Source organism: Rhodoferax sp. LS1R11 (assembly GCF_056521395.1).
The window spans coordinates 211,052-231,418 of the sequence record NZ_JBWMAW010000005.1 but is presented as its reverse complement, the minus strand read 5'-3'; the positions used below and the strand labels follow the sequence as shown (position 1 = coordinate 231,418).

General features: G+C 60.8%; 18 protein-coding genes and 1 pseudogene. 11 read left to right on the top strand and 8 right to left on the bottom strand.

Going from position 1 to position 20,367, the window contains the following annotated elements:
• Nucleotides 1-122: 122 nt before the first annotated feature.
• Nucleotides 123-443, top strand: a pseudogene (aroE, locus tag AC097N_RS09130) (shikimate dehydrogenase); the annotation flags it as partial.
• Between the two features lie 135 nt (nt 444-578).
• Nucleotides 579-737, top strand: coding sequence for a hypothetical protein (locus tag AC097N_RS09125; RefSeq protein ID WP_479580631.1), 159 nt, complete (start codon nt 579-581; stop codon nt 735-737).
• A 67-nt stretch (nt 738-804) separates the two neighbouring features.
• Here the strand turns inward: AC097N_RS09125 and AC097N_RS09120 are convergent, their stop codons facing one another.
• Both AC097N_RS09120 and AC097N_RS09115 read right to left on the bottom strand, forming a co-directional pair.
• Entirely contained in the window at nt 805-1,251 is a 447-nt protein-coding gene (locus tag AC097N_RS09120) for an FKBP-type peptidyl-prolyl cis-trans isomerase (protein WP_479580630.1), read from the bottom strand.
• Nucleotides 1,252-1,270: 19 nt separating this feature from the next.
• Nucleotides 1,271-2,239 carry an alpha/beta fold hydrolase gene (locus tag AC097N_RS09115; RefSeq protein ID WP_479580629.1) on the bottom strand — a complete coding sequence of 323 codons (969 nt, stop codon included), beginning with the start codon at nt 2,237-2,239 and terminating at the stop codon, nt 1,271-1,273.
• 91 nt (nt 2,240-2,330) lie between these two features.
• Here AC097N_RS09115 and AC097N_RS09110 point away from each other — a divergent pair, with 91 nt between their 5' ends.
• On the top strand, nt 2,331-3,476 hold the full coding sequence (locus AC097N_RS09110; RefSeq protein ID WP_479580628.1) for a hypothetical protein: 1,146 nt from the start codon (nt 2,331-2,333) through the stop codon (nt 3,474-3,476).
• Between the two features lie 110 nt (nt 3,477-3,586).
• Here the strand turns inward: AC097N_RS09110 and htpG are convergent, their stop codons facing one another.
• The 4 genes from htpG to AC097N_RS09090 form a co-directional block, all read right to left on the bottom strand.
• On the bottom strand, nt 3,587-5,557 hold the full coding sequence (htpG, locus tag AC097N_RS09105) for a molecular chaperone HtpG (protein ID WP_479580627.1): 1,971 nt from the start codon (nt 5,555-5,557) through the stop codon (nt 3,587-3,589).
• A 91-nt stretch (nt 5,558-5,648) separates the two neighbouring features.
• Nucleotides 5,649-6,929: an esterase/lipase family protein gene (locus tag AC097N_RS09100; protein ID WP_479580626.1), complete on the bottom strand. Its 1,281-nt coding sequence runs from the start codon at nt 6,927-6,929 to the stop codon at nt 5,649-5,651.
• A 118-nt stretch (nt 6,930-7,047) separates the two neighbouring features.
• Nucleotides 7,048-7,998: a pseudouridine synthase gene (locus AC097N_RS09095; RefSeq protein WP_479580625.1), complete on the bottom strand. Its 951-nt coding sequence runs from the start codon at nt 7,996-7,998 to the stop codon at nt 7,048-7,050.
• Between the two features lie 57 nt (nt 7,999-8,055).
• Nucleotides 8,056-8,766 carry a Crp/Fnr family transcriptional regulator gene (locus tag AC097N_RS09090; RefSeq protein ID WP_479580624.1) on the bottom strand — a complete coding sequence of 237 codons (711 nt, stop codon included), beginning with the start codon at nt 8,764-8,766 and terminating at the stop codon, nt 8,056-8,058.
• A 223-nt stretch (nt 8,767-8,989) separates the two neighbouring features.
• Between AC097N_RS09090 and AC097N_RS09085 the strand changes: the two genes are divergently transcribed.
• From AC097N_RS09085 to AC097N_RS09050, 8 genes are all read left to right on the top strand, one after another.
• Nucleotides 8,990-10,936, top strand: coding sequence for an AMP-dependent synthetase/ligase (locus AC097N_RS09085; protein WP_479580623.1), 1,947 nt, complete (start codon nt 8,990-8,992; stop codon nt 10,934-10,936).
• A gap of 17 nt (nt 10,937-10,953) precedes the next feature.
• Entirely contained in the window at nt 10,954-11,739 is a 786-nt protein-coding gene (locus AC097N_RS09080) for an ABC transporter ATP-binding protein (RefSeq protein ID WP_479580622.1), read from the top strand.
• Nucleotides 11,740-11,749: 10 nt separating this feature from the next.
• Nucleotides 11,750-12,679, top strand: coding sequence for a branched-chain amino acid ABC transporter permease (locus AC097N_RS09075; RefSeq protein WP_479580621.1), 930 nt, complete (start codon nt 11,750-11,752; stop codon nt 12,677-12,679).
• Between the two features lie 9 nt (nt 12,680-12,688).
• On the top strand, nt 12,689-13,765 hold the full coding sequence (locus tag AC097N_RS09070; RefSeq protein WP_479580620.1) for a branched-chain amino acid ABC transporter permease: 1,077 nt from the start codon (nt 12,689-12,691) through the stop codon (nt 13,763-13,765).
• A 39-nt stretch (nt 13,766-13,804) separates the two neighbouring features.
• Nucleotides 13,805-15,133: an ABC transporter substrate-binding protein gene (locus AC097N_RS09065; RefSeq protein WP_479580619.1), complete on the top strand. Its 1,329-nt coding sequence runs from the start codon at nt 13,805-13,807 to the stop codon at nt 15,131-15,133.
• 111 nt (nt 15,134-15,244) lie between these two features.
• On the top strand, nt 15,245-16,054 hold the full coding sequence (locus tag AC097N_RS09060) for an ABC transporter ATP-binding protein (protein ID WP_479580618.1): 810 nt from the start codon (nt 15,245-15,247) through the stop codon (nt 16,052-16,054).
• 57 nt (nt 16,055-16,111) lie between these two features.
• The gene (locus AC097N_RS09055; protein WP_479580617.1) at nt 16,112-17,368 is read left to right on the top strand and encodes a phenylacetate--CoA ligase family protein; all 1,257 of its coding nucleotides are present in this window, start codon (nt 16,112-16,114) and stop codon (nt 17,366-17,368) included.
• Nucleotides 17,369-17,473: 105 nt separating this feature from the next.
• On the top strand, nt 17,474-18,460 hold the full coding sequence (locus tag AC097N_RS09050; protein ID WP_479580616.1) for a tripartite tricarboxylate transporter substrate-binding protein: 987 nt from the start codon (nt 17,474-17,476) through the stop codon (nt 18,458-18,460).
• Nucleotides 18,461-18,511: 51 nt separating this feature from the next.
• Here AC097N_RS09050 and AC097N_RS09045 read toward each other — a convergent pair whose 3' ends face one another.
• Nucleotides 18,512-19,357: a PA4780 family RIO1-like protein kinase gene (locus tag AC097N_RS09045; protein WP_479580615.1), complete on the bottom strand. Its 846-nt coding sequence runs from the start codon at nt 19,355-19,357 to the stop codon at nt 18,512-18,514.
• Entirely contained in the window at nt 19,323-20,306 is a 984-nt protein-coding gene (locus tag AC097N_RS09040; RefSeq protein ID WP_479580614.1) for a sulfurtransferase, read from the bottom strand. The genes AC097N_RS09045 and AC097N_RS09040 overlap by 35 nt, the downstream gene beginning before the upstream one ends.
• Nucleotides 20,307-20,367: the final 61 nt, after the last annotated feature.

The following is a 20,367-nucleotide window of genomic DNA, read 5'->3' as shown; positions in this document are numbered from 1 at the left end:
CCTGACAACAGGCCCCAGGGGCCACAAAATAGGGCGATTGACGCTTCGTTTTCAAGAAATCGCACTGTCATCAGCCTCGGCTGGCGTTTTGACGGCACTTGTTCAGCGTAGCCCTAAAGCACGGCTTGATCCGCGGTTGTGATTATTCCGACCTAAGAACCGAAAGCTTTGATGTGGTTTTCAACGCCACCTCAGCAAGCCTGCGTGCTGAGCTGCCTCCAGTACCTGCCAATGTTTTTGGTAGTGACTGTCTGGCATACGAACTGGCCTATGGAAAGGGTCTAACTCCTTTTCTGCGCTTGGCACAGAACGCCGGTGCCAAGAGGTTGGCAGATGGTGTTGGCATGTTGGCCGAGCAGGCTGCTGAAGCCTTCGCTTGGTGGCGAGGGAAGCGTCCGCCCACTGACAAAGTCATAGAGAAGCTAACCGTTCCTTTGGTCTGATCGTGAAATAAAAAATAATGGATCGTTCCCATGTGTTGATGGATGAAGCAACGCCCGTTCGCATCACGAATTTGGTCGTTCATGGTGGCTTGCGTTGCGCATTCTCAGTTAGACTGAACCAAAGGAGTCATCACTATGGCAGGCGTATTCGGTAAAGATCCCAACATGAAGAAAAGCAACCAGGCGGAGCTCGAAAGGCTCAACCTGGAGCGCAAGCGCAAATTGGCAGAGGCGGCGCTCAAGTTCACTCACAAGCGACCGGTTGTTCCAGGCAGTGAAGCAGCCGGGAAATAACGTCTATTCAGATAAAAAAGAAGGCCCCTTGATTGGGGCCTTCTTTTTTGCTGCCAGCCTGGCGGATTTATTTGCCGTTGATCGCCAGCAACTCGACCTCGAACAACAGGGTTGCATTGGGCGGAATCACGCCGCCCGCACCGCGTTCGCCATAGGCAATGGCAGCAGGGCAGGTCAGCTTGGCTTTGCCTCCGACCTTCATGCGCTGCACGCCTTCGGTCCAGCATTTGATGACGCCGTTCAAGGGAAACTCGATAGGCTCGCCACGTTTGTAGGAGCTGTCGAATTCCTTGCCATCTGGGAACGTGCCGCGGTAGTGAACCTTGACTTTGTCACTGGCGGAAGGACTCGCGCCATTGCCGTCCTTCAACGATCGGTACACCAGGCCGCTGGCGGTCACCACCGCGCCGTCTTCCTTGGCTGCGGCTGCTGTGACTGCGTTTTGAGCCCACGCGGCGGGCAGGATGGACAAAGTGGCCGTGAGAAGGGCTGCGACTCGTAAAGCTTTTTTCATGGGTATGGGTAGGGTTGCGTTAAGGTGACGTCGCATTGTGACTGCTTGGCGCAATCTCTGGGTGGGCCTGGCAAATAAGTGTCTGCCGGTAGGCAAGGTAATCCATGGCCGTCCGCTGGGGGGCCTCCACCATGGGCAAATGTCCAAGACCCGGCAGCAGGTGAACCTGACTGTCTGTGAACAGGGCATGCAGGGCATCGGCCCCGGCGGGGTCAAGAATACGGTCTTGGGCTCCCCATACGATCAGGGTTGGCGTTGTCAGTGCCTGGTAACGCGTCTCCAGCAGGGGTGACTTGGCGAGTTGGGCCAGAATTTTGGTGTGCAGCTCACGGTCGGCTACACCCCGGCGGCCCAATGTGGTGCGAACCGAATACGGCAAAAAAGGGGGGCGGTGGGTGCTGGCACGCAGGAGTGCCGTGAAGTCGGCTTCAGTGTGCAGCAGCAAAGGCGTTTCTCCGGTTGCCCCGGCGTGCTTCATCAAGTCAGAATCGTGCGCGGCCTGCGTACCGGCGGCATCCAGCAGCCACAGGGTGGCGACCCGGTCCGGGTAGCTGGCCGCAAACTGCGCGGCGATAAATCCCCCCATGGAGTTGCCCCCCAGATGCACGCGGGTGAGTTGGCGTTGATCCAGGAACACACGAAGGCGCTCCACCTGATCGGTCATGGTGTAGTTGGCTTGCAGGTCTCGGCCCGCATCGCCAAACCCGGGCAAGTCGGGACAGATGACGTGGTAGTGGGGGGTGAGAAACCGCGCAACGCGCGTGAAGTTGTCTTTGTCGCCCGCGAATCCATGGATCAATACCAATGGCTCACCGGTGCCGCCTTCCAGATAGGGCATGGCAAACCCGCTCACCTGGCTCATGCGGACCTGCAGGCCCGAACGCCAACGCTCCAGGTTCAAGGCAAGTCGTGTGGCGGAGCCTGGGGTCAGCCGGTCAAACAGGACCAAAACAACGAGCAGGGTGATGATGGCGTAGAGAACAGGCATCCATGTCTTTCTGTAAAGATGCCTTAGCATCCTCTGTGTGTGCAAAAAAAGATCAGAAGTGCGTTGGCAACATGGCTTATCTTAAAACGTGATGGATTTGATTTCTGGCGCTCCAGGCCAAGCCCTGTCATGTCGGGTGATTGCGCATGGCAACGCCCCCCACCTTGCGCAGCTTCACACCGGCTTTGCCATGCTGGCGCAGTCCGGCAAGGTTCGGCTGACGTACGAGTATGGCGACTTTCGGTGGGACGGCCGTCTGATTCGCCGCAAGGAGCCGCCGGTGTGTGGCCTGTACGTGGTGATTGAAGACCGGGTACTGGCCTATTACGATTTGCGCGACGGTTCAGACCTGGATGCACAGGCGCTGGAGGTGGCTGGCGTGTATTTCAAAAGAAGCTATTCGTTGGAAGCAACGCCTGCCCTCCATCGGCACAAGGTGATGCCCCTGGGGTTGAATTACGAGGTCTATCCGGATGCGCCCGGTGTGCATGACCTCCAGCGGCTCATCGCCCACCGGGCATTTTCCAGGTCATTTTTTCGCTCTGCCGTGCAGCTGGCAAGCCAAATCACGGGCTGTCCGTTCTTGTCTGTTCCCGAGGTCACCCGCATGTGCGCCGACCCTGCGCCTGGCTTGGAGCCCCGCGCGCTGTTCATGGTGCGGGCCTGGGACCCGGCGCAAGAAAAAGACCTGTCGGCGGCCGTCAAGGAGGACCGCCGCTCGGTCAATGAGATGCGTGCCACCTGCGTTCGGGCACTCCGGAAAGCCTATGGTGGGCGATTCACGGGCGGGTTTGCACACACCCCCTACGCCATCCGGCATTACCCGGATGTGCTGCTGGAACACCCGGCGTTGGCCCGGCAAGATCGGTACCTGCAACTCCTCAAGACGCATCCCGTCTGCATTGCCACCACGGGATTGCACGGCTCGGTGGGCTGGAAGTTTGGCGAATACGTGGCCTTTTCGAGGGCCATAGTTTCGGAGAAGCTGCAATTTGTGCCCCCCGAAGGGTTTGCGCAGGGGCAGCATTACCTGGAATTTTCAACGCCCGAAGAGTGCGTCCATGCGACAGGGATCCTGATGTCCGATTCGGCGCTGAGAGGGCGGCTGATGAGCAGCAATCAGGCGTACTACCGGCAGCATTTGAAGCCCGATGCCTTCGTCTGGCGGACGCTGGCCCTTGCTACAGACGCGGCTACGCCAGAAACGCACGCCGCCAGCCCACGGTCACGGATGTGAAAAAGCCCCGCCAGTCAGAACGACTGCGGGGCTTTTTCATTTTATTGCTATATTTTTAATAGCTACAAGTGCGCGTCCTGTATGCGCTAGAGGCTTATTTCATCAATATTTCAAACCAGCAGCGCATTCACCCGTTTCACATACGCCGCGGGGTCTGCGGGCAGGCCGCCTTCGGCCAGCAGGGCCTGGTCAAACAGGATGTGCGCCAGGTCGTTGAAGTGCACCGAACCGTCGAGTTTTTTCACCAGGGCATGCTCGGCGTTCACTTCCAGCACCGGCTTGACGTCAGGGGCGTCTTGGCCTGCCTGCTTGAGCATGCGGGCCAGCTGGGTGCTCATGCCGTGGTCCTGCACCACCAGGCAGGCGGGGCTGTCGACCAGACGGGTGGTGACGCGCACGTCTTCGGCCTTGTCCTTGAGGGCTTCCTTGAGCTTGGTCAGCAGGGGCTTGAAGGTCTCGGCGGCTTCCTCGGCGGCTTTCTTTTCAGCCTCGTCTTGCAGCGACCCCAGATCCACCGCGCCCTTGGCAACGGATTGCAAAGGCGTACCGTCAAAGTCATGCAGGTAGTTCAGGGCCCACTCGTCCACGCGGTCGGTCATCAAGAGCACTTCGATGCCTTTTTTCTTGAAGACTTCGAGCTGCGGGCTGTTCTTGGCCGCTGCAGCGTTGTCGGCGGTGATGTAGTAGATGGCCTCCTGGCCTTCTTTCATGCGGGCTTTGTAGTCGGCAAAGCTCACACTCACGCTGTCGGTGGTGCTGGAGGCAAAACGCAGCAGTTTGGCCAGGCGCTCCTTGTTGCCAAAGTCTTCACCCAGGCCTTCCTTGAGCACGGCGCCAAATTCGCTGTAGAACTTGGTGTACTTGCCTTCCTGGGCCTTGTTTTCTTCAGACACCACATCGGTCACGCCATCGGCTGACGGGGCGGGTAGTTTGTCGTTCTTGGCCAGGTCTTCCAGCATGCCCAGCACGCGCTTGGTGCAGCCTTCGCGGATGGCTTTCACGTCACGGCTTTCCTGCAGCAACTCACGGCTCACGTTGAGCGGCAGGTCGGCCGAATCGACCACGCCTTTGACAAAGCGCAGGTAGGTGGGCAACAGCGCCTCGGCGTCGTCCATGATGAAAACGCGCTTGACGTAGAGCTTGACGCCGGCCGACTTCTCGCGGTTGAACAGGTCCATCGGCGCCTTGCCGGGGATGTAAAGCAGTTGCGTGTACTCGGTGCTGCCTTCCACGCGGTTGTGCGTGTGGGCCAGCGGGGCTTCGAAGTCGTGGCTGATCTGCTTGTAGAACTCGTTGTAGTCCTCGGGCGTGATGTCCTTCTTGGCGCGCGCCCAGATGGCATTGCCCTTGTTGACGGCTTCCCATTCGCCGGTCTTGACCATGGCACCGGGCTGGCGGCCGCCGTTTTCGTCACTGGGGTTGATGAGTTCGCCGTCTTTCCATTCTTCCTTTTCCATCAGGATCGGCAGGCTGATGTGGTCGGAATACTTGGCGATGATGCCTTTGAGCTTCCAGGCCGTGGCGTAGTCCAGGGCGTCGTCATTCAGGTGCAGGATGACGCTGGTGCCCCGCTCGGCGCGGTCAATGGTTTCGACTTCAAAATCGCCCGCACCGCCGCTGACCCAGCGCACGCCTTCAGACGTCTTCATGCCCGCGCGGCGGGACTCGACCGTGATCTTGTGGGCCACGATAAAGCCGGAGTAAAAGCCCACGCCAAACTGGCCAATGAGTTGTGAGTCGGCCTTCTGGTCGCCGCTGAGCTTGGAGACAAAGTCCTTGGTGCCGCTCTTGGCAATCGTGCCCAGGTGGTCAATGGCTTCCTGCGCCGTCATGCCGATACCGTTGTCGGTGATGGTGAGTGTTTTGGCGTCCTTGTCGAACGTGACCTTGACCTTCAGTTCGGCGTCGGACTCGTACAGGCCACCGTCGTTGATGGCCTCAAAACGCAGCTTGTCGCAGGCGTCGGAGGCATTGGAGATCAACTCGCGCAGAAAAATTTCTTTGTTGGAGTACAGCGAGTGGGTGACGAGGTGCAGTAGTTGTGCTACTTCGGCCTGGAAGGAAAGGGTTTGTTTGGTCATTTTGGTGTTGAAGGGCTGACAAAGGAAATGAGAAATGGGCGCCCCGAATCCGGCGCTGCAAATCCTCAATTATGGGCGATGTACCCTGCTTTCAAGTGGGGTGCCAGGCGTCGCGTGCCGGGCGCTGCCCCGGGGTCAGCCACGCCACCATCTGCTGCGTCACGGCCGGGCTGCTCAGCAGTGCCAGGTGGCCGGTGCGGTAGGCCAGCATTTGGTGTGACTTGTCGAACCGCAGCGTGCGGGTCGGGTCGTCGTGTTCCCCCAGGGCGCTGTGCAGCGGGACCAGACCGTCGCCCACCAGGCGGTCGGCCAGCGCGCTGCGTTTGGCGGCCGTGGCGGCGGCCACGGTGTAGCAGGCCACGCCCCCAGGCAACGGTACGCGCTGGCGGTTGTCGGGTTGGCGGTGAAAACGGTCATGGCCCTGCCAGTCCACGTCGAGCACGTGGCCGTAGCGCAGGTCGGTGATCCCCGCGCTGCGCAGCTGGCCCAGCTTGGCAAAGGGGGCCGAGAAGGGGGTGCTGCCCAGCATCACATCCACCCAGTTGCCGGCCCGCTCCAGCGGAGCGCCATGGTGCGGCGTGCCTAGAAACACGATGTTCTTGAGCAGTGTGGGCCAACGCAGGCCTGCCTGCGTCGCCTCGTGGCAGGCGCTGCGCGTCAACAAGCCGCCCATGCTGTGGGCAAGCACGGTGATTTCCTTGATGGCAACGGGCCAGTGCGCGACCAACTGCTCCAGTTGCCGGGAGAGTTCGTGCCCATTTTCGGAGGTGTGCAAGCCCGAGTTGTAGCGCACGTAAACCGGTGTGTAGCCCAGGGCGTGGGCCAGCGCCGCACCGTGGTCGTGCACCTCGCCGTGGTGCCGGGTTTGCCACTGCAAATCGTTCATGCACAGGCCATGAATGAGCACCAGAACCTTCTCCGTTGCGGCGGGCATGGCGGGCAGGTGCGTCCAGTCAAGCGCCTCGCCCTGATAACGCAGGGTCATGGGGGTGGCGAACGGGCTGCCACTGGCAGCGAGGCGATCGCCCATGACGCCATTGAGTGCGGCCAGCACGGCCTGACGTTCGGGCGTCTCGGCGGGTGAGCCTTCGAGGGACTCCAGCGCAGGCTGCAATTTGGCCAGCAGGGAGTCCACGCCTTGGCCCAGCAGTTGGGTCGCGCCGTGTACGCCTTTGAAAACCAGGCCGGTGAGGCCGCGGGTTTTGCCGGGAGCCTGGCCGCCTGGCACCCCGAGTGTGCTCCACACGGATTGGTTCACCCCTTCGACGATGCGGGTCACCCCGGCGGTGGCCTGCGTGGCCAGCTGGGCGATGCCGCGAAGGTCCGAGACCCGCAGGTGTTTGAGAGGATGAGAAGGGGGCGGTTTGGCCATGCGGTGGGCTGGCTGGATAAAAGATCGCAGCCTGCCGTGCATTGTGGGGGCGCCCACCCGCGTTGCGTTAGAGGCGGGTGCCTAGTGGCAGGTGAGGCGCACCACGCTGAATCAAGTGTCAGAACCGCTCATGCGGTGCCAGGTAGCGCCATTGGCCTACGGGCAAATTGCCAAGCATCACGTGGCCAATGCGTACGCGCTTGAGGCCCACCACCTTCAGACCGACCAGCTCGCACATGCGGCGGATCTGGCGTTTCTTGCCTTCGGTCAAGACAAAACGCAGCTGCTCGGGGTTTTGCCACTCCACCTTGGCGGGTTTGAGCGGCTGGTTGTCCAGGCTCAGGCCGTGGCGCAGGAGTTTGAGTTTGTCGGCAGGAAAGACCGACTGCACATCGGTGCTGACCGGGTCGTCATCGTCGATGCGGCTGAGTTGCGTTGGCACCGGGCGTGCGCCATAGGTGGCCGCGGCCGAGGTGGCGGCGGCGCTGTTGGCCACGCCGGTGTAGACCACACGCACCAGGTATTCCTTCTCCATCACCGCGTCTTCGCCAATCAGCTGGCGTGCCACGCGCCCGTCCTGCGTAAGCACCAGCAGGCCGGTGGAGTCAATGTCCAGCCGACCGGCGGGCACCAGGCTCTTGAGCTGGCTGGGGTGAAAGAAGAAGCGCGCGTTGTCCTCCACCCAGCGGTTTTGCGGCTGCACCAGGGCGATGGCGGGCTCATGGCCGTCTTCGGCCTGGCCACTGACCAGACCAATGGGTTTGTTGATCAGCACCGTGACCTGGTTGGCCTGCTGGCCTTGCGCCGCTTTGGTGATTTCGATGCGCACATTGGGTAGCACCTGCATGCCCATGGTCGCCACTTCACCGTTGACCTTGACCCAGCCTTTGCCAATCCACTCGTCGGCCTCGCGCCGGGACGCCAGCCCGAGTTCGGCCATGCGCTTGTTCAGGCGCAGGGTGCCATTGGGGCCTGTGGCCGCTGTGTTGGATTGCCCGGCGGGCAGGGCGGCGCGGCTTGGCGGTGGTGCCGCACGGCGGAAAGTGGGGGGAGTTTTGGAGTCGGTCATTTGCTATATCTTTTGTAGCTGCTTGCGCACATTTTACGGGGGCTAGAGGCCTATTTTTTATAAAAATACACGGGAGCGCAGGGCCTGCAGGTCCAGCACCCGTAGGCCGCCGTATTCAACACGAATGGAGCCTTGCTCGGCCAGCGCCGTCAAGGCCTCGTTCACGCGCTGTCGGGACAGTCCCACCAGGTAGGCCAGCTCCTGCTGGGTGATGCGTAGCACCTCACCCAGGCCGGGGTACAGCACCGGGTTGAACAACGCGGCCAGGCTGCGGGCCACGCGGATGTCGGGGTTGGTCATGCGGTCGATTTCGCGCGCCGCGATGAACTGTCCCAAACGCTCGTTGAGCTGGTTCATGACAAAGCGGTTGAAGCCAATGGAGTGGTCCAGCAGCCAGTGAAAGGTGTCCACATGCAGCCCGGCCACCATGCTTTTTCGCAACGCCTGGATGTTGTAGCGGTAGATTTCGCGCTTCAGGGCGGTGCCCTCGCCAAACCAGCCCCCGGGAGGCACGCCGGTGAAGGTCATGGTCTGTCCTTCGGCGTTGTCGCTGCTCATCTTGAGCAGGCCGTCGATCACCCCAAACCAGTAGGTCACCGGTCGGCCGGTGCGACACAGGTATTCGCCGGGGCTGGCGTCGGTGACTTTCAGGTCCTCAACCGCGCGCTCACGCTCAACCGGTAACAGCAGATGCATCCACGGGATGGCGTCGAGTTCCGCCTCGGTCAGGGGGCGGCGGCGATGGAAAGGCGATGTGTCGGCGATCATGGCGGTGGGTGAGTTGCTCTGTAAGCTCACAATAAGTGAAGGGAAAACACCTACTTTGAAACCTCTGAATTGTCGTCGAAACGACAACCTGACGTCAAATGAGTGACTATTATTCAGTCCATTCCAGCAACCCCGGGCACATGCCCAGGTTGTTCATAGTCAGATGAGGACGGGGCGCAAGTCTTGTCCCGCAAGTTCATTCGTTTGAAGACAAGGTACCGGGATGCAGACCACTTTTCCTCGACTTCTTTTAAACCACGCCGCCCAGCGCCCGGCCGCACCGGCCATGCGCGAGAAAGAGTACGGCATCTGGCAAGCCCTGTCGTGGGCTGATCTCGCGACGATGGTGACCCACCTGGCCTGCGGCCTGCATCAGGCCGGATTACGCCGTGGCGAGCACATGGTGGTGGTCGGGGCCAACCGGCCGCGCCTGTACGCCACCATGCTGGCGGCGCAGTCATTGGGGGCTGTCCCGATTCCCCTGTACCAGGATGCGGCCGCCCTGGAGTGCGTGTTTCCCATCAACAACGCCGATGTTCGTTTTGCCTTTGCCGAAGACCAGGAGCAGGTTGACAAGTTGCTGGAGATTCGCGGGCAGTGCCCCCAGCTCACGAACATCTACTTTGATGACCCGCGTGGCCTGCGCAGTTATGACGAGACGGGCCTGGCCTCGCTCGACGAACTGGCCGCGGCCGGCAAGGTGTTTGCGGGCTTGCATCCGGACTTTTTCAAGGCCGAGGTCGACAAGGTCAAGCCCGATGACGTCGGCGCCATGTTTTTTACCTCCGGCACCACGGGCAACCCCAAGGGCGTGGTGCATACCCACAACTCGCTGCTCAACCGCGCCAAGGCCGGTGCCGATTTTGACAAGCTGACCGATGCCGAAGAGGTGCTGGCCTATTTGCCACCGGCCTGGATCGGGCAAAACATCTTCAGTTACGCGCAGTGGCTGGCCTGTGGCTATGTGGTGAACTGCCCCGAGTCGGCCGCCACCGTCACCATCGACCTGAAGGAAGTCGGCCCCACCTATTACTTTGCGCCGCCCCGCGTGTTTGAGGGCCTGCTCACCAGCGTGATGATCCGCATGGAAGATGCCGGTGCCCTCAAGCGCCGCATGTTCCGCTATTTCATGAGCGTGGCACAGCGTGTCGGCCCCGCGAAGATGGGCGGGCAGTCGGTCTCGTTGGTCGATGGCCTGCTGTACGCCCTGGGCAATGTGATGGTGTATGGCCCGCTGCGCAACAACCTCGGCATGAGCCGGGTGCGGGTGGCCTACACCGCAGGCGAGGCGATTGGTCCCGACCTGTTCACGTTTTACCGGTCGATTGGCATCAACCTCAAGCAGTTGTATGGCTCCACCGAGACCGCTGTGTTTGTCTGCCTGCAGCCCGACCACGAAGCGCGTGCCGACACGGTGGGCGTGCCCTGTGCCGGTGTGGAGATCAAAGTGGCCGACAACGGCGAGATTCTGGTCAAGTCGCCCGGCCTGCTCAAGGAGTATTTCAAAAACCCTGCCGCTACCGCCGAGGTGTTGACGGCCGACGGCTGGTACCACACCAGTGACGCGGGCTTCCTGGATGCGCATGGTCACCTGAAGATCATCGACCGCGTGAAAGACGTGGGCCGCATCAAGGGCGGTGTCAATGACGGCGCCATGTTTGCCCCCAAGTACGTCGAGAACAAACTCAAGTTCTTCCCGCACATCAAAGAGGTGGTGGCCTACGGTGATGGCCGCGAAAAGGTGTGCGTCATGATCAACATTGACTTTGATGCCGTCGGCAACTGGGCCGAACGCCGCAACCTGCCGTATGCGGGTTACACCGACTTGGCCCAGAAGCCTGAGGTGTACCAGCTCATCAAGGAATGCGTCGAGAAGGTGAACGCCGACCTGAGTGTGGACACCCTGCTGGCCGGCTCCCAGGTGAGCCGCTTCCTGGTGTTGCACAAGGAGTTGGACGCGGATGATGGCGAGTTGACCCGCACCAACAAGGTCCGCCGTGGCTTCATCGCTGAAAAGTACCTGCCGCTGGTGGATGCCCTCTACGAAGGGCGCACCTCCCAGTTCATCGAGACCGTGGTCAAGTTTGAAGACGGCCGCACCGGCAGCGTCAGCGCCACGCTCCGAATCGACGACGCCAAAACATTTGCACCTGTCAAGGCTGCAGCCTGAACCCACACTGAACCACCATGGCGACTAAAAAAATTGGCGACGTCATTCTTGACGTCAAAAACATCTCCCTGAATTTCGGCGGCGTCAAGGCGCTGACCGACATTTCATTCAACGTGCGCGAGCATGAAGTGCGCGCCATCATCGGTCCCAACGGTGCGGGCAAGAGTTCCATGCTCAACTGCATCAACGGGGTGTACACGCCCCAGCAAGGTTCCATTACCTTTCGCGGCCAGACCTTCAGCCACATGGACAGCCACCAGGTGGCCACCATGGGCATTGGCCGCACGTTCCAGAACTTGGCGCTGTTCAAGGGCATGAGCGTGATCGACAACATCATGACCGGGCGCAACCTGAAGATCAAAAGCAATCTGCTGTGGCAAGCCCTGCGCATCGGGCCGGCGCAGCGTGAAGAAGAGATGCACCGCGAAGCGGTCGAGCACATCATCGATTTTCTGGAAATTCAGGCCTACCGCAAAACGCCCGTGGGGCAGTTGCCCTATGGCCTGCAAAAGCGGGTTGACCTGGGCCGCGCTCTGGCGATGGAGCCACAAGTCTTGTTGCTCGATGAGCCCATGGCCGGCATGAACGTCGAAGAGAAGCAGGACATGTGCCGCTTTGTGCTCGATGTGAATGAAGAGTTTGGCACCACGGTGGTCCTGATCGAGCACGACATGGGCGTGGTGATGGACATCTCGGACCGGGTCGTGGTGCTGGACTACGGCAAGAAGATTGGCGACGGCACGCCCGACGAAGTACGCAACAACGAAGAAGTGATCAGTGCCTATCTGGGCACCAGCCACTAAGGGGAACGCAATGGCATTTTTTCTTGAAACCTTATTCGGCGGCCTGATGGCCGGCATGCTGTATTCGCTGGTGGCGCTGGGCTTTGTCCTGATCTACAAGGCCTCCGGCGTGTTCAATTTTGCGCAGGGCGCGATGGTGCTGTTTGCGGCCCTCTCGATGGCCCGCTTTTCCGAGTGGATTCCCTTGTATACCGGCATCACGAATCCCGTGGCGGCCAACCTGCTGGCCTTTGTGGCCGCCGGGGTGGTGATGTTCGTCGTGGCCTGGGTCATCGAACGCCTGGTGCTGCGTCACCTGGTCAACCAGGAAGGCACCACCTTGCTGATGGCAACGCTGGGCATTGCGTACTTCATGGAAGGGCTGGGCCAGAGCATTTTCGGCAGCAGCATTTACAAGATTGACATCGGCATGCCCAAAGATCCGGTGATGATTCTGGAGAGCATGTTTGAAGGCGGCATCCTGATCAACAAGGAAGATTTGTACGCCGCAATCATTGCCGCCGCCCTGGTGGCCTTGCTCAGCGTCTTCTTCCAGAAAACGGCGACCGGTCGAGCGCTGCGGGCGGTGGCCGACGATCACCAGGCCGCACAGAGCATTGGTATTCCGCTCAACCGCATTTGGGTCATTGTGTGGTGCGTGGCCGGTGTGGTGGCCCTGGTGGCCGGCATGATCTGGGGCAGCAAGCTGGGGGTGCAGTTCTCGCTGACCACAGTAGCCCTGCGGGCCTTGCCGGTGGTGATTTTGGGCGGCTTGACCTCGGTGCCGGGAGCGATTGTGGGCGGCCTGATTATTGGCGTGGGCGAGAAGCTGTCCGAGGTCTTTCTGGGCCCGTATGTGGGGGGCGGTATCGAGATCTGGTTTGCCTACGTGCTGGCACTGGGCTTCCTGCTGATTCGTCCTCAGGGTTTGTTTGGCGAAAAGATCATTGATCGCGTTTGAAAGATATCCATGTTTTACAGAGAAAACGGTCAATTTAAAACCAGCTACCGCGCTGACCAGCAGATCCTGCCCATTGCGCAGGACCGGGTCGCCCTGTACCTGCTGCTGGCCTTCGCTTTTTGCGCCGTGCCCTTTCTGGCCAGCGACTACACCTTTCGTGCCATTCTGATTCCGTTCCTGATCTTTTCACTGGCCGCCATCGGGGTGAATATTCTGGTGGGCTACTGCGGCCAGATTTCACTGGGGTCGGGTGCGTTCATGGCGGTCGGCGCCTATGCCGCGTACAACTTCTTTGTCCGTATTGAAGGCATGCCCCTGATCGTTGCCTTGATTTTGGGCGGTGTGTGTGCCATGTTCTTTGGCATTCTGTTCGGCTTGCCCAGCTTGCGGGTCAAAGGGCTTTACCTGGCGGTGGCCACCCTGGCGGCCCAATTTTTTGCGGACTGGATGTTCCTGCGTATTCAGTGGTTCACCAACAACTCGCCTTCGGGTTCGGTTTCGGTGTCCAACCTGCAAGTGTTCGGCCTGTCGCTTGAAAGCCCCTTGTCGAAATACCTCTTTTGCCTGACGTTGCTTGCCATCATTGCCTTGCTCGCCAAAAATCTGGTGCGTGGTGCCGTGGGCCGGGAGTGGATGGCCATTCGTGACATGGACGTGGCGGCGGCGGTGATTGGCATCCGGCCGATGTACGCCAAGCTCACGGCTTTTGCCGTCAGCTCCTTTATTGTGGGCGTGGCGGGGGCGTTGTGGGGCTTCATTTATCTGGGCGCCTGGGAGCCTGCGGCGTTCTCTGTAGACCAGTCCTTCAAGCTGCTGTTCATGGTCATCATCGGTGGCATGGGCTCCATCATGGGCAGCTTTTTTGGCGCCGCCTTTATTGTGCTGCTGCCCATTTTTCTGAGTCAGTTTCTGCCTGCGCTGGCCAGCGTGGTGGGTGTCGATATTTCGACTGCCGGCGTGGCGCACGCTGAACTCATGGTGTTTGGCGGACTGATTGTCTGGTTCCTGATCGTGGAGCCCCATGGTCTGGCCAAGCTGTGGTCCATTGCCAAGCAAAAGCTGCGCCTGTGGCCCTTCCCTCACTGATTTCCCCTGTGCTTCGATATTAATTTTTAGGAGAGACAAATGAAGCTTCGCAAAATCGTACTCACCAGTGCCCTTGTGGCGGTTGGTGCTTCCGTCCTGGTGGCGGGCAGCGCCTTCGCCCAGGCCAAGGAACAATTCATTCCCGTGCTGTCCTACCGCACTGGACCCTACGCGCCCAACGGTGTGCCGTGGGCCAATGGCTATGTGGACTACATCAAGCTGACCAACGCCCGCGGCGGCATCAACGGCGTGAAACTCTCATTTGAAGAGTGCGAAACCGGCTACGACACCGCCCGCAGCGTGGAGTGTTATGAGCGTCTCAAAAGCAAAGGCGCCTCGTTTGTGCAGCCTTTGTCGACCGGCGCCACGTTCGCCATCACCGAGAAAGCACCCCTGGACAAGATCCCCGTGGTGACCGTGGGTTATGGCCGCAGCGAAAGCGCGGACGGCTCGGTGTTCAAGTGGAACTTCCCCATCGCCGGCACCTATTGGGTGGCGGCTGACGCCATCCTGCAGGCCATTGCCAAAAAAGAAGGCGGCTTTGACAAGCTCAAGGGCAAGAAGATCGCGCTGGTCTACCACGACAGCCCGTTTGGAAAAGAGCCGATTCCCCTGATGCAGGAGCGCGCTGCCATGCATGGCTTTGCCTTGCAAATGTTGCCTGTCACGGCGCCCGGTGTGGAGCAAAAAGCGACCTGGTTGCAAGTACGCCAGAGCAAGCCGGACTACGTGGTGCTGTGGGGTTGGGGTGTGATGAACTCCACCGCCATCAAAGAGGCACAGGCCACAGGTTACGCTCGTGAAAAGATGTACGGCGTGTGGTGGGCGGGTGCCGAGCCTGACGTCAAGGACGTGGCGGATGGCGCCAAGGGCTACAACGCGGTGACCATGCAGCACGGTGCGGAGCCCCAGTCCCGGCTGGTGAAAGACGTGATGGCCATGGTGCATGACAAGGGCCAGGGAACCGGGCCGAAGGACGAAGTTGGCCAAGTGTTGTACATGCGGGGTGCCATGAGCGCGATGCTGGGACTGGAAGGCGTTCGCGCTGCCCAAGAGCGCTTTGGCAAAGGCAAGGTCATGACCGGCGAGCAAGTGCGCTGGGGCCTGGAGAACCTGAACCTGACGCAAGCCAAGCTCGACGGTCTGGGTTTTGCCGGCGTGATGCGTCCGATCAGCACCTCCTGTGTGGACCACATGGGCGCCTCCTGGGCCCGCATCCACACCTGGGACGGCAAAGCCTGGAAATTCACCTCTGACTGGTTGCAGGCCGATGAGCAAATCATCAAGCCTTTGGTGAAGACGACAGCAGCCAAGTACGCGGCAGAGAAGAAGCTCACGCCCCGTACCTCGGCAGACTGCCAGTCCTGATCTCACACAAGCTGTTCCCGGGCGTGAGTCCGGGGACGGTGGAGGTTTTTGCGAGCCTCCAGCCGAAAGTGCAGCGTGGCTGCGCTACCGGCTGGCAACCACACATTCATCATGAGCACTCCAAATATCGTTCTTAACGTCAATGGCATCGAAGTCATTTACAACCACGTCATCCTGGTGCTGAAGGGGGTTTCCCTGAATGTGCCCGAGGGCAAGATCGTGGCCATTCTCGGCGGCAATGGGGCGGGCAAAACCACCACCTTGCGCGCCATTTCCAACCTGCTCAAGGGCGAGCGCGGAGAGGTCACCAAAGGGTCGATCGAACTGCGTGGCGAGCGTATCGAGAACCTCTCGCCTGCCGACCTGGTGCAACGCGGCGTTGTGCAGGTGATGGAGGGGCGGCATTGCTTTGCCCATCTGACCATTGAAGAAAACCTGATGACCGGGGGCTACACCCGCAAAGACAAGGGTGAAATCGCCCGCAATCTGGAGAAGGTCTACAACTACTTTCCGCGTCTGAAAACCCGGCGCACCAGCCAGGCGGCCTATACCTCGGGCGGTGAGCAGCAGATGTGCGCCATTGGCCGCGCCCTGATGGCCAACCCCAGCATGGTGTTGCTCGACGAGCCCTCCATGGGCCTTGCTCCGCAGATCGTCGAAGAGGTGTTCGAGATTGTGAAAGACCTGAATCAAAAGGAAAAAGTCACTTTCCTGCTGGCCGAACAGAACACCAACATGGCCCTGAAGTACGCCGACTATGGCTACATCATGGAGTCAGGCCGGGTGGTGATGGACGGCGCTGCCAATGACCTCGCCAACAACGAAGACGTCAAGGAGTTTTACCTGGGCATGGGTGGCGGTGAACGCAAGAGCTTCAAGGACGTGAAGAGCTACAAGCGCCGCAAGCGCTGGCTGGCCTGAAACACAAGCAACACTTTTCGCCGACGCCTGGCCTCAGGGCCTCACAGGAAAACAAACATGAATGAACATTACGATGGGCTGGAAACGCGCGACAGCCAGGCCCGAGAGGTCGCGCTGCTGGCCGCTTTGCCAGGCCAGGTGGCCCATGCCCAGCAATCATCGTCGGCCTTTGCTGGCCTATTGAACGGCGTCAACCCGGCCACGATCACCACGCGCGAAGCACTGGCCAGCCTCCCGGTGACCCGCAAGCATGAATTGCTGGAGTTGCAGCAGGCAACCCGCGCCACGGGTGGCGATGTTTTTGGTGGCTTTAGTGCGGTGGGGTTCGGTCGGCGTATGCCCCGTGTTTTTGCCAGCCCCGGACCCATTTATGAGCCCGAAGGGGTCGCACCTGACTACTGGCGCATGGCACGTGCCATGTTTGCAGCGGGCTTTCGGCCGGGTGAGTTGATTCACAACTCGTTCAGTTATCACTTTGTGCCCGCGGGTTCGATGATGGAGTCCGGCGCTCACGCCCTGGGGTGCACGGTGTTCCCCGGCGGAACCGGCCAGACCGAGCAACAAGTGCAGGCCATGGCGCAACTTCAGCCGGCCGGGTACATTGGCACCCCAAGTTTTCTGAAAATCATTGTCGAAAAGTCCATTGAGATGGGCGTGGCATTGCCCAGCGTGACCAAAGCCATGTTTGGCGGCGAAGCGTTCCCCCCCTCTTTGCGTGACTGGTTTACCGGGCACGGCATCGCCGGCTACCAGTGCTATGCCACCGCAGACCTGGGTTCTATCGCCTACGAGACCGCGGCCCGTGAAGGCCTGGTGCTGGACGAAGGCGTCATTGTTGAAATCGTGCGGCCAGGCACCGGTGACCCCGTGGCACCGGGCGAGGTTGGTGAAGTGGTGGTGACCACGCTCAACCCGGACTACCCGTTGATTCGATTTGGCACCGGAGACCTCTCGGCCGTGCTGGCCGGGCCTTGCCCGACAGGGCGCACCAACACCCGCATCAAGGGCTGGATGGGGCGGGCGGATCAAACGACCAAGATCCGGGGCATGTTTGTGCACCCGGGCCAGGTGGCTGACATCGTCAAGCGCTTTCCCGAGGTCGCTCGGGCGCGCCTGGTGGTCACCGGCGAAATGGCCAATGACACCATGACGCTCAAGGTCGAGACCGCCTGCAGTGGCCCGGACGCCCTGGCCACCCGGCTGGGCGAGGCCATTCGGGATGTCACTAAACTGCGCGGCCATGTCGAACTGGTGCTCCCCGGCAGCCTGCCCAACGATGGCAAGGTGATCGAAGACGCGCGAAGCTACAAATAAGCGGCTTTAACGGCCGCTCAGGAGCGATATTTATAGGTAGTTTCCGCACTTCACAGGGCGCTGCAACTGTCTAAGCTATTGTTTCTGATTGATTTGGAGTTTTAAATGAAACGTCTTCTGGTTCTTGCTGCCGCTATGACGGCATTGTTTGCCCATGCCCAGGGTTTCCCTGGTGCCAAGCCTGTGACTTTGGTGGTGCCCTTTGCGGCCGGTGGCCCGACTGACCGTGTGGCGCGTGACCTGGCTGAAGCCATGCGCAAGACCATGGGTGGCGGTGCCAATTTTGTGGTGGAAAACGTCAACGGCGCCGGTGGCACCATTGGCGCCACCAAGGTGGCCAAGGCCAACCCGGATGGTTACACCCTGCTGCTGTGGCACATCGGCATGGCCGCCACCCCTGGCCTGTACCGCAAGCTGCAGTACAAGCCGCTGGAAGATTTTGAATACCTGGGCATGGTCAACGACGTGCCCATGACCCTGATTGGCAAGCCCCAGCTGGTCGCCAATACCTACCGCGATTTTGAAAACTACATCCGGACCAACAGTGGCTCACTCAACATTGCCCATGCGGGTCTCGGTTCTGCCTCCCACTTGTGCGGCCTGATGTGGCAGTCGGCCGTGAATGCCAAAGAGGCCATGACCACGATTCCTTTTGGCGGCACCGCGCCGGCCATGACGGCGCTGATTGGCGGCCAGGTCGACCTGATGTGTGACCAGACTACCAACACCACGGCCCAGATCGAGTCGGGCCGGGTCAAGGCGTTTGCCGTGACCACGGCGGGCCGGCTGAACAACCACAAGCTGTTGAAGGACTACCCTTCGTTGCAGGAGATGGGGCTCAAGAACTTCAACCTGACCATCTGGCACGGCCTGTATGCCCCCAAGGGTACGCCGGCCCCCGTACTCAAGCAACTCAATGACGCCATGAAACTGGCACTGAAGGACCCTGATTTCATCAAAAAGCAGGAAGGCCTGGGTGCCATCGTCGTCACCGACAAACGCATGGAGCCCGCCGGGCACAAGGCCTTTGTGGCTGCTGAAATCGCGAAACTCAAGCCCCTGATCGAAGCCGCAGGCAAGTTCGCCGACTGATCTTCTCCGCGCCACTGGTGAAGCCGCCCGACCTGTGTCCGGCGGCTTTTTTCATGGAAGCGCCATGCGCAGGCGCCGGGCGGCATCTTCGGCCCGTGCATCATCAATCTCGCGCATCAGGCCGCCCACATCGACCGCACCTGCCTGGTGTACAAAGCGGCCGGTGAGGGCGGTGTCAGGGGTCAGCACGCCGCGCTGGTAAAGGTCCCAAATTTCAGGGCCAAAGTCGGTTTTCAATAGCTCGGGCGCGAACTGGCCAAAGAAGCCGCGCAGGTTGGCCACGTCGCGCAGCAGCATGCGCTGCGCGTGGTTGTTGCCGGCCGCGTCCACGGCCTGGGGCAGGTCGATGATCACCGGCCCGTCCTGGGCCAGCAAAATGTTGAACTCGGACAAGTCGCCATGCACCACCCCCGCGCACAGCATGCGCACGACTTCGACCAGCAGCGTGCCGTGAAACAGGCGCGCCTGGTCAGGGGTGAGCGCCACGTCGTTGAGCCGCGGGGCGGCATCGCCGTGCTCGTCGGCGACCAGCTCCATCAGCAAGACGCCCTCAAAGAAGTTGTAGGGTTTGGGCACCCGCACACCGGCATCGGCCAGCCGGTACAAGGCATCGACCTCGGCGCTCTGCCAGGCGGCCTCCTGGGCCTCGCGGCCGAACTTGGTGCCTTTGGCCATGGCGCGGGCCTGGCGAGAGTTCTTGACCTTGCGGTTCTCGGTGTAGTCCACGGCCTGGCGAAAGCTGCGGTTGGTGGCTTCTTTGTAGATCTTGGCGCAGCGGGTTTCGTCACCGATGCGCACCACGTAGACCATCGCTTCCTTGCCGCTCATCAGCTGGCGGACAACGGTGTCGATCAGGCCTTCTTCAATTAAGGTTTGCAGTCTTGGGGGTGCTTTCATGAGGCCCATTTTGCCCCACGACCGAATGACAGCGCAGCAGTCGCGGGTTCAGCGGGTCGCTGCTCCACTCGTACCAGCCGCCGTCATAAACACTGATGCGCTCCCAGCCCATCAGCCAGGCATAGAAAAACGCCAGTGAGGCTCGCCAGCCCGTGCCGCAATAGAAAGCGGTTGGGTGCGTGGGTTCAATGGCGGCGTCGCGCCAGAAACGTTCGATCTGCTGCGCAGGCCTCATGCAGCCATCGGGCTGCTGGAAGGCGCTCATGTTGTTGACATCGCGGCCATCCCCGGCATGGCCCCAGCGCGCACCGGGGATGTCGCCTTTGGCGTCGATGTAGCTGTAGCCTGACGTCTTGCCCATGAACTCATCCCGTGAGCGAATGCTCACCAGTGAACTGTCTTCTTGCAGCAGAAGGGTCTTGACCTGCGGCGTGTGGATCAGCAAATGCGAACAACCCGGGAAGGTGGCGCCGAAGCCGGTCACCCGGGCGTGGCGCGGTGCGGGGCCTTGGGCCAGGGGCAGACCCGCGTGCCGCCAGGCGGCCACGCCACCGTCGAGCAAGCGCACGTCCCGAACCCCGGCATACAGCATCAAATGCGCCGCCCGGGCAGCGGCCGTGGCCAGGCGTCCGTACAGGACCACCGTCGTGTCATGGGCAATGCCGAGGTTCATCAAAAGGGTCAGCAGTGTGTCGTCGTCCACCTTGTTCCAGAACGGCGCCTGTTCCAGGTCTCGCGTGTCAAGGTAGGTGGCGCCTGGAATATGGCCCCGCAAAAACGCGTCTGCGGCGCCGCAGCCCACTTCAATCAGCCGCCAGTTGACCGCTGGCGCAGCCACGATCTCATCGCCTTGCAGGAGGCCGTGCAGCCACAACGGCCTGACCAGCTGTTGCCAGCGTGGCAGGTCGTCGCGAAAGAGGGGTGCGGGATGCGTGGGTGTGGTGCTCAAAGGACAGCGGTGCACCGGTTCATGGTGTCGCGGTTTGATTTTAGGCCGCGTAAACTGCGCA

Coding starts and splice junctions, on each gene's coding strand:
- AC097N_RS09080 (WP_479580622.1), top strand. CDS start 10,954: ATGGCGACTAAAAAAATTGGCGACGTCATTCTTGACGTCAAAAACATC.
- AC097N_RS09120 (WP_479580630.1), bottom strand. CDS start 1,251: ATGAAAAAAGCTTTACGAGTCGCAGCCCTTCTCACGGCCACTTTGTCC.
- AC097N_RS09110 (WP_479580628.1), top strand. CDS start 2,331: ATGGATTTGATTTCTGGCGCTCCAGGCCAAGCCCTGTCATGTCGGGTG.
- AC097N_RS09125 (WP_479580631.1), top strand. CDS start 579: ATGGCAGGCGTATTCGGTAAAGATCCCAACATGAAGAAAAGCAACCAG.
- AC097N_RS09095 (WP_479580625.1), bottom strand. CDS start 7,998: ATGACCGACTCCAAAACTCCCCCCACTTTCCGCCGTGCGGCACCACCG.
- htpG (WP_479580627.1), bottom strand. CDS start 5,557: ATGACCAAACAAACCCTTTCCTTCCAGGCCGAAGTAGCACAACTACTG.
- AC097N_RS09115 (WP_479580629.1), bottom strand. CDS start 2,239: ATGCCTGTTCTCTACGCCATCATCACCCTGCTCGTTGTTTTGGTCCTG.
- AC097N_RS09100 (WP_479580626.1), bottom strand. CDS start 6,929: ATGGCCAAACCGCCCCCTTCTCATCCTCTCAAACACCTGCGGGTCTCG.
- AC097N_RS09075 (WP_479580621.1), top strand. CDS start 11,750: ATGGCATTTTTTCTTGAAACCTTATTCGGCGGCCTGATGGCCGGCATG.
- AC097N_RS09090 (WP_479580624.1), bottom strand. CDS start 8,766: ATGATCGCCGACACATCGCCTTTCCATCGCCGCCGCCCCCTGACCGAG.
- AC097N_RS09070 (WP_479580620.1), top strand. CDS start 12,689: ATGTTTTACAGAGAAAACGGTCAATTTAAAACCAGCTACCGCGCTGAC.
- AC097N_RS09050 (WP_479580616.1), top strand. CDS start 17,474: ATGAAACGTCTTCTGGTTCTTGCTGCCGCTATGACGGCATTGTTTGCC.
- AC097N_RS09045 (WP_479580615.1), bottom strand. CDS start 19,357: ATGAAAGCACCCCCAAGACTGCAAACCTTAATTGAAGAAGGCCTGATC.
- AC097N_RS09055 (WP_479580617.1), top strand. CDS start 16,112: ATGAATGAACATTACGATGGGCTGGAAACGCGCGACAGCCAGGCCCGA.
- AC097N_RS09065 (WP_479580619.1), top strand. CDS start 13,805: ATGAAGCTTCGCAAAATCGTACTCACCAGTGCCCTTGTGGCGGTTGGT.
- AC097N_RS09060 (WP_479580618.1), top strand. CDS start 15,245: ATGAGCACTCCAAATATCGTTCTTAACGTCAATGGCATCGAAGTCATT.
- AC097N_RS09085 (WP_479580623.1), top strand. CDS start 8,990: ATGCAGACCACTTTTCCTCGACTTCTTTTAAACCACGCCGCCCAGCGC.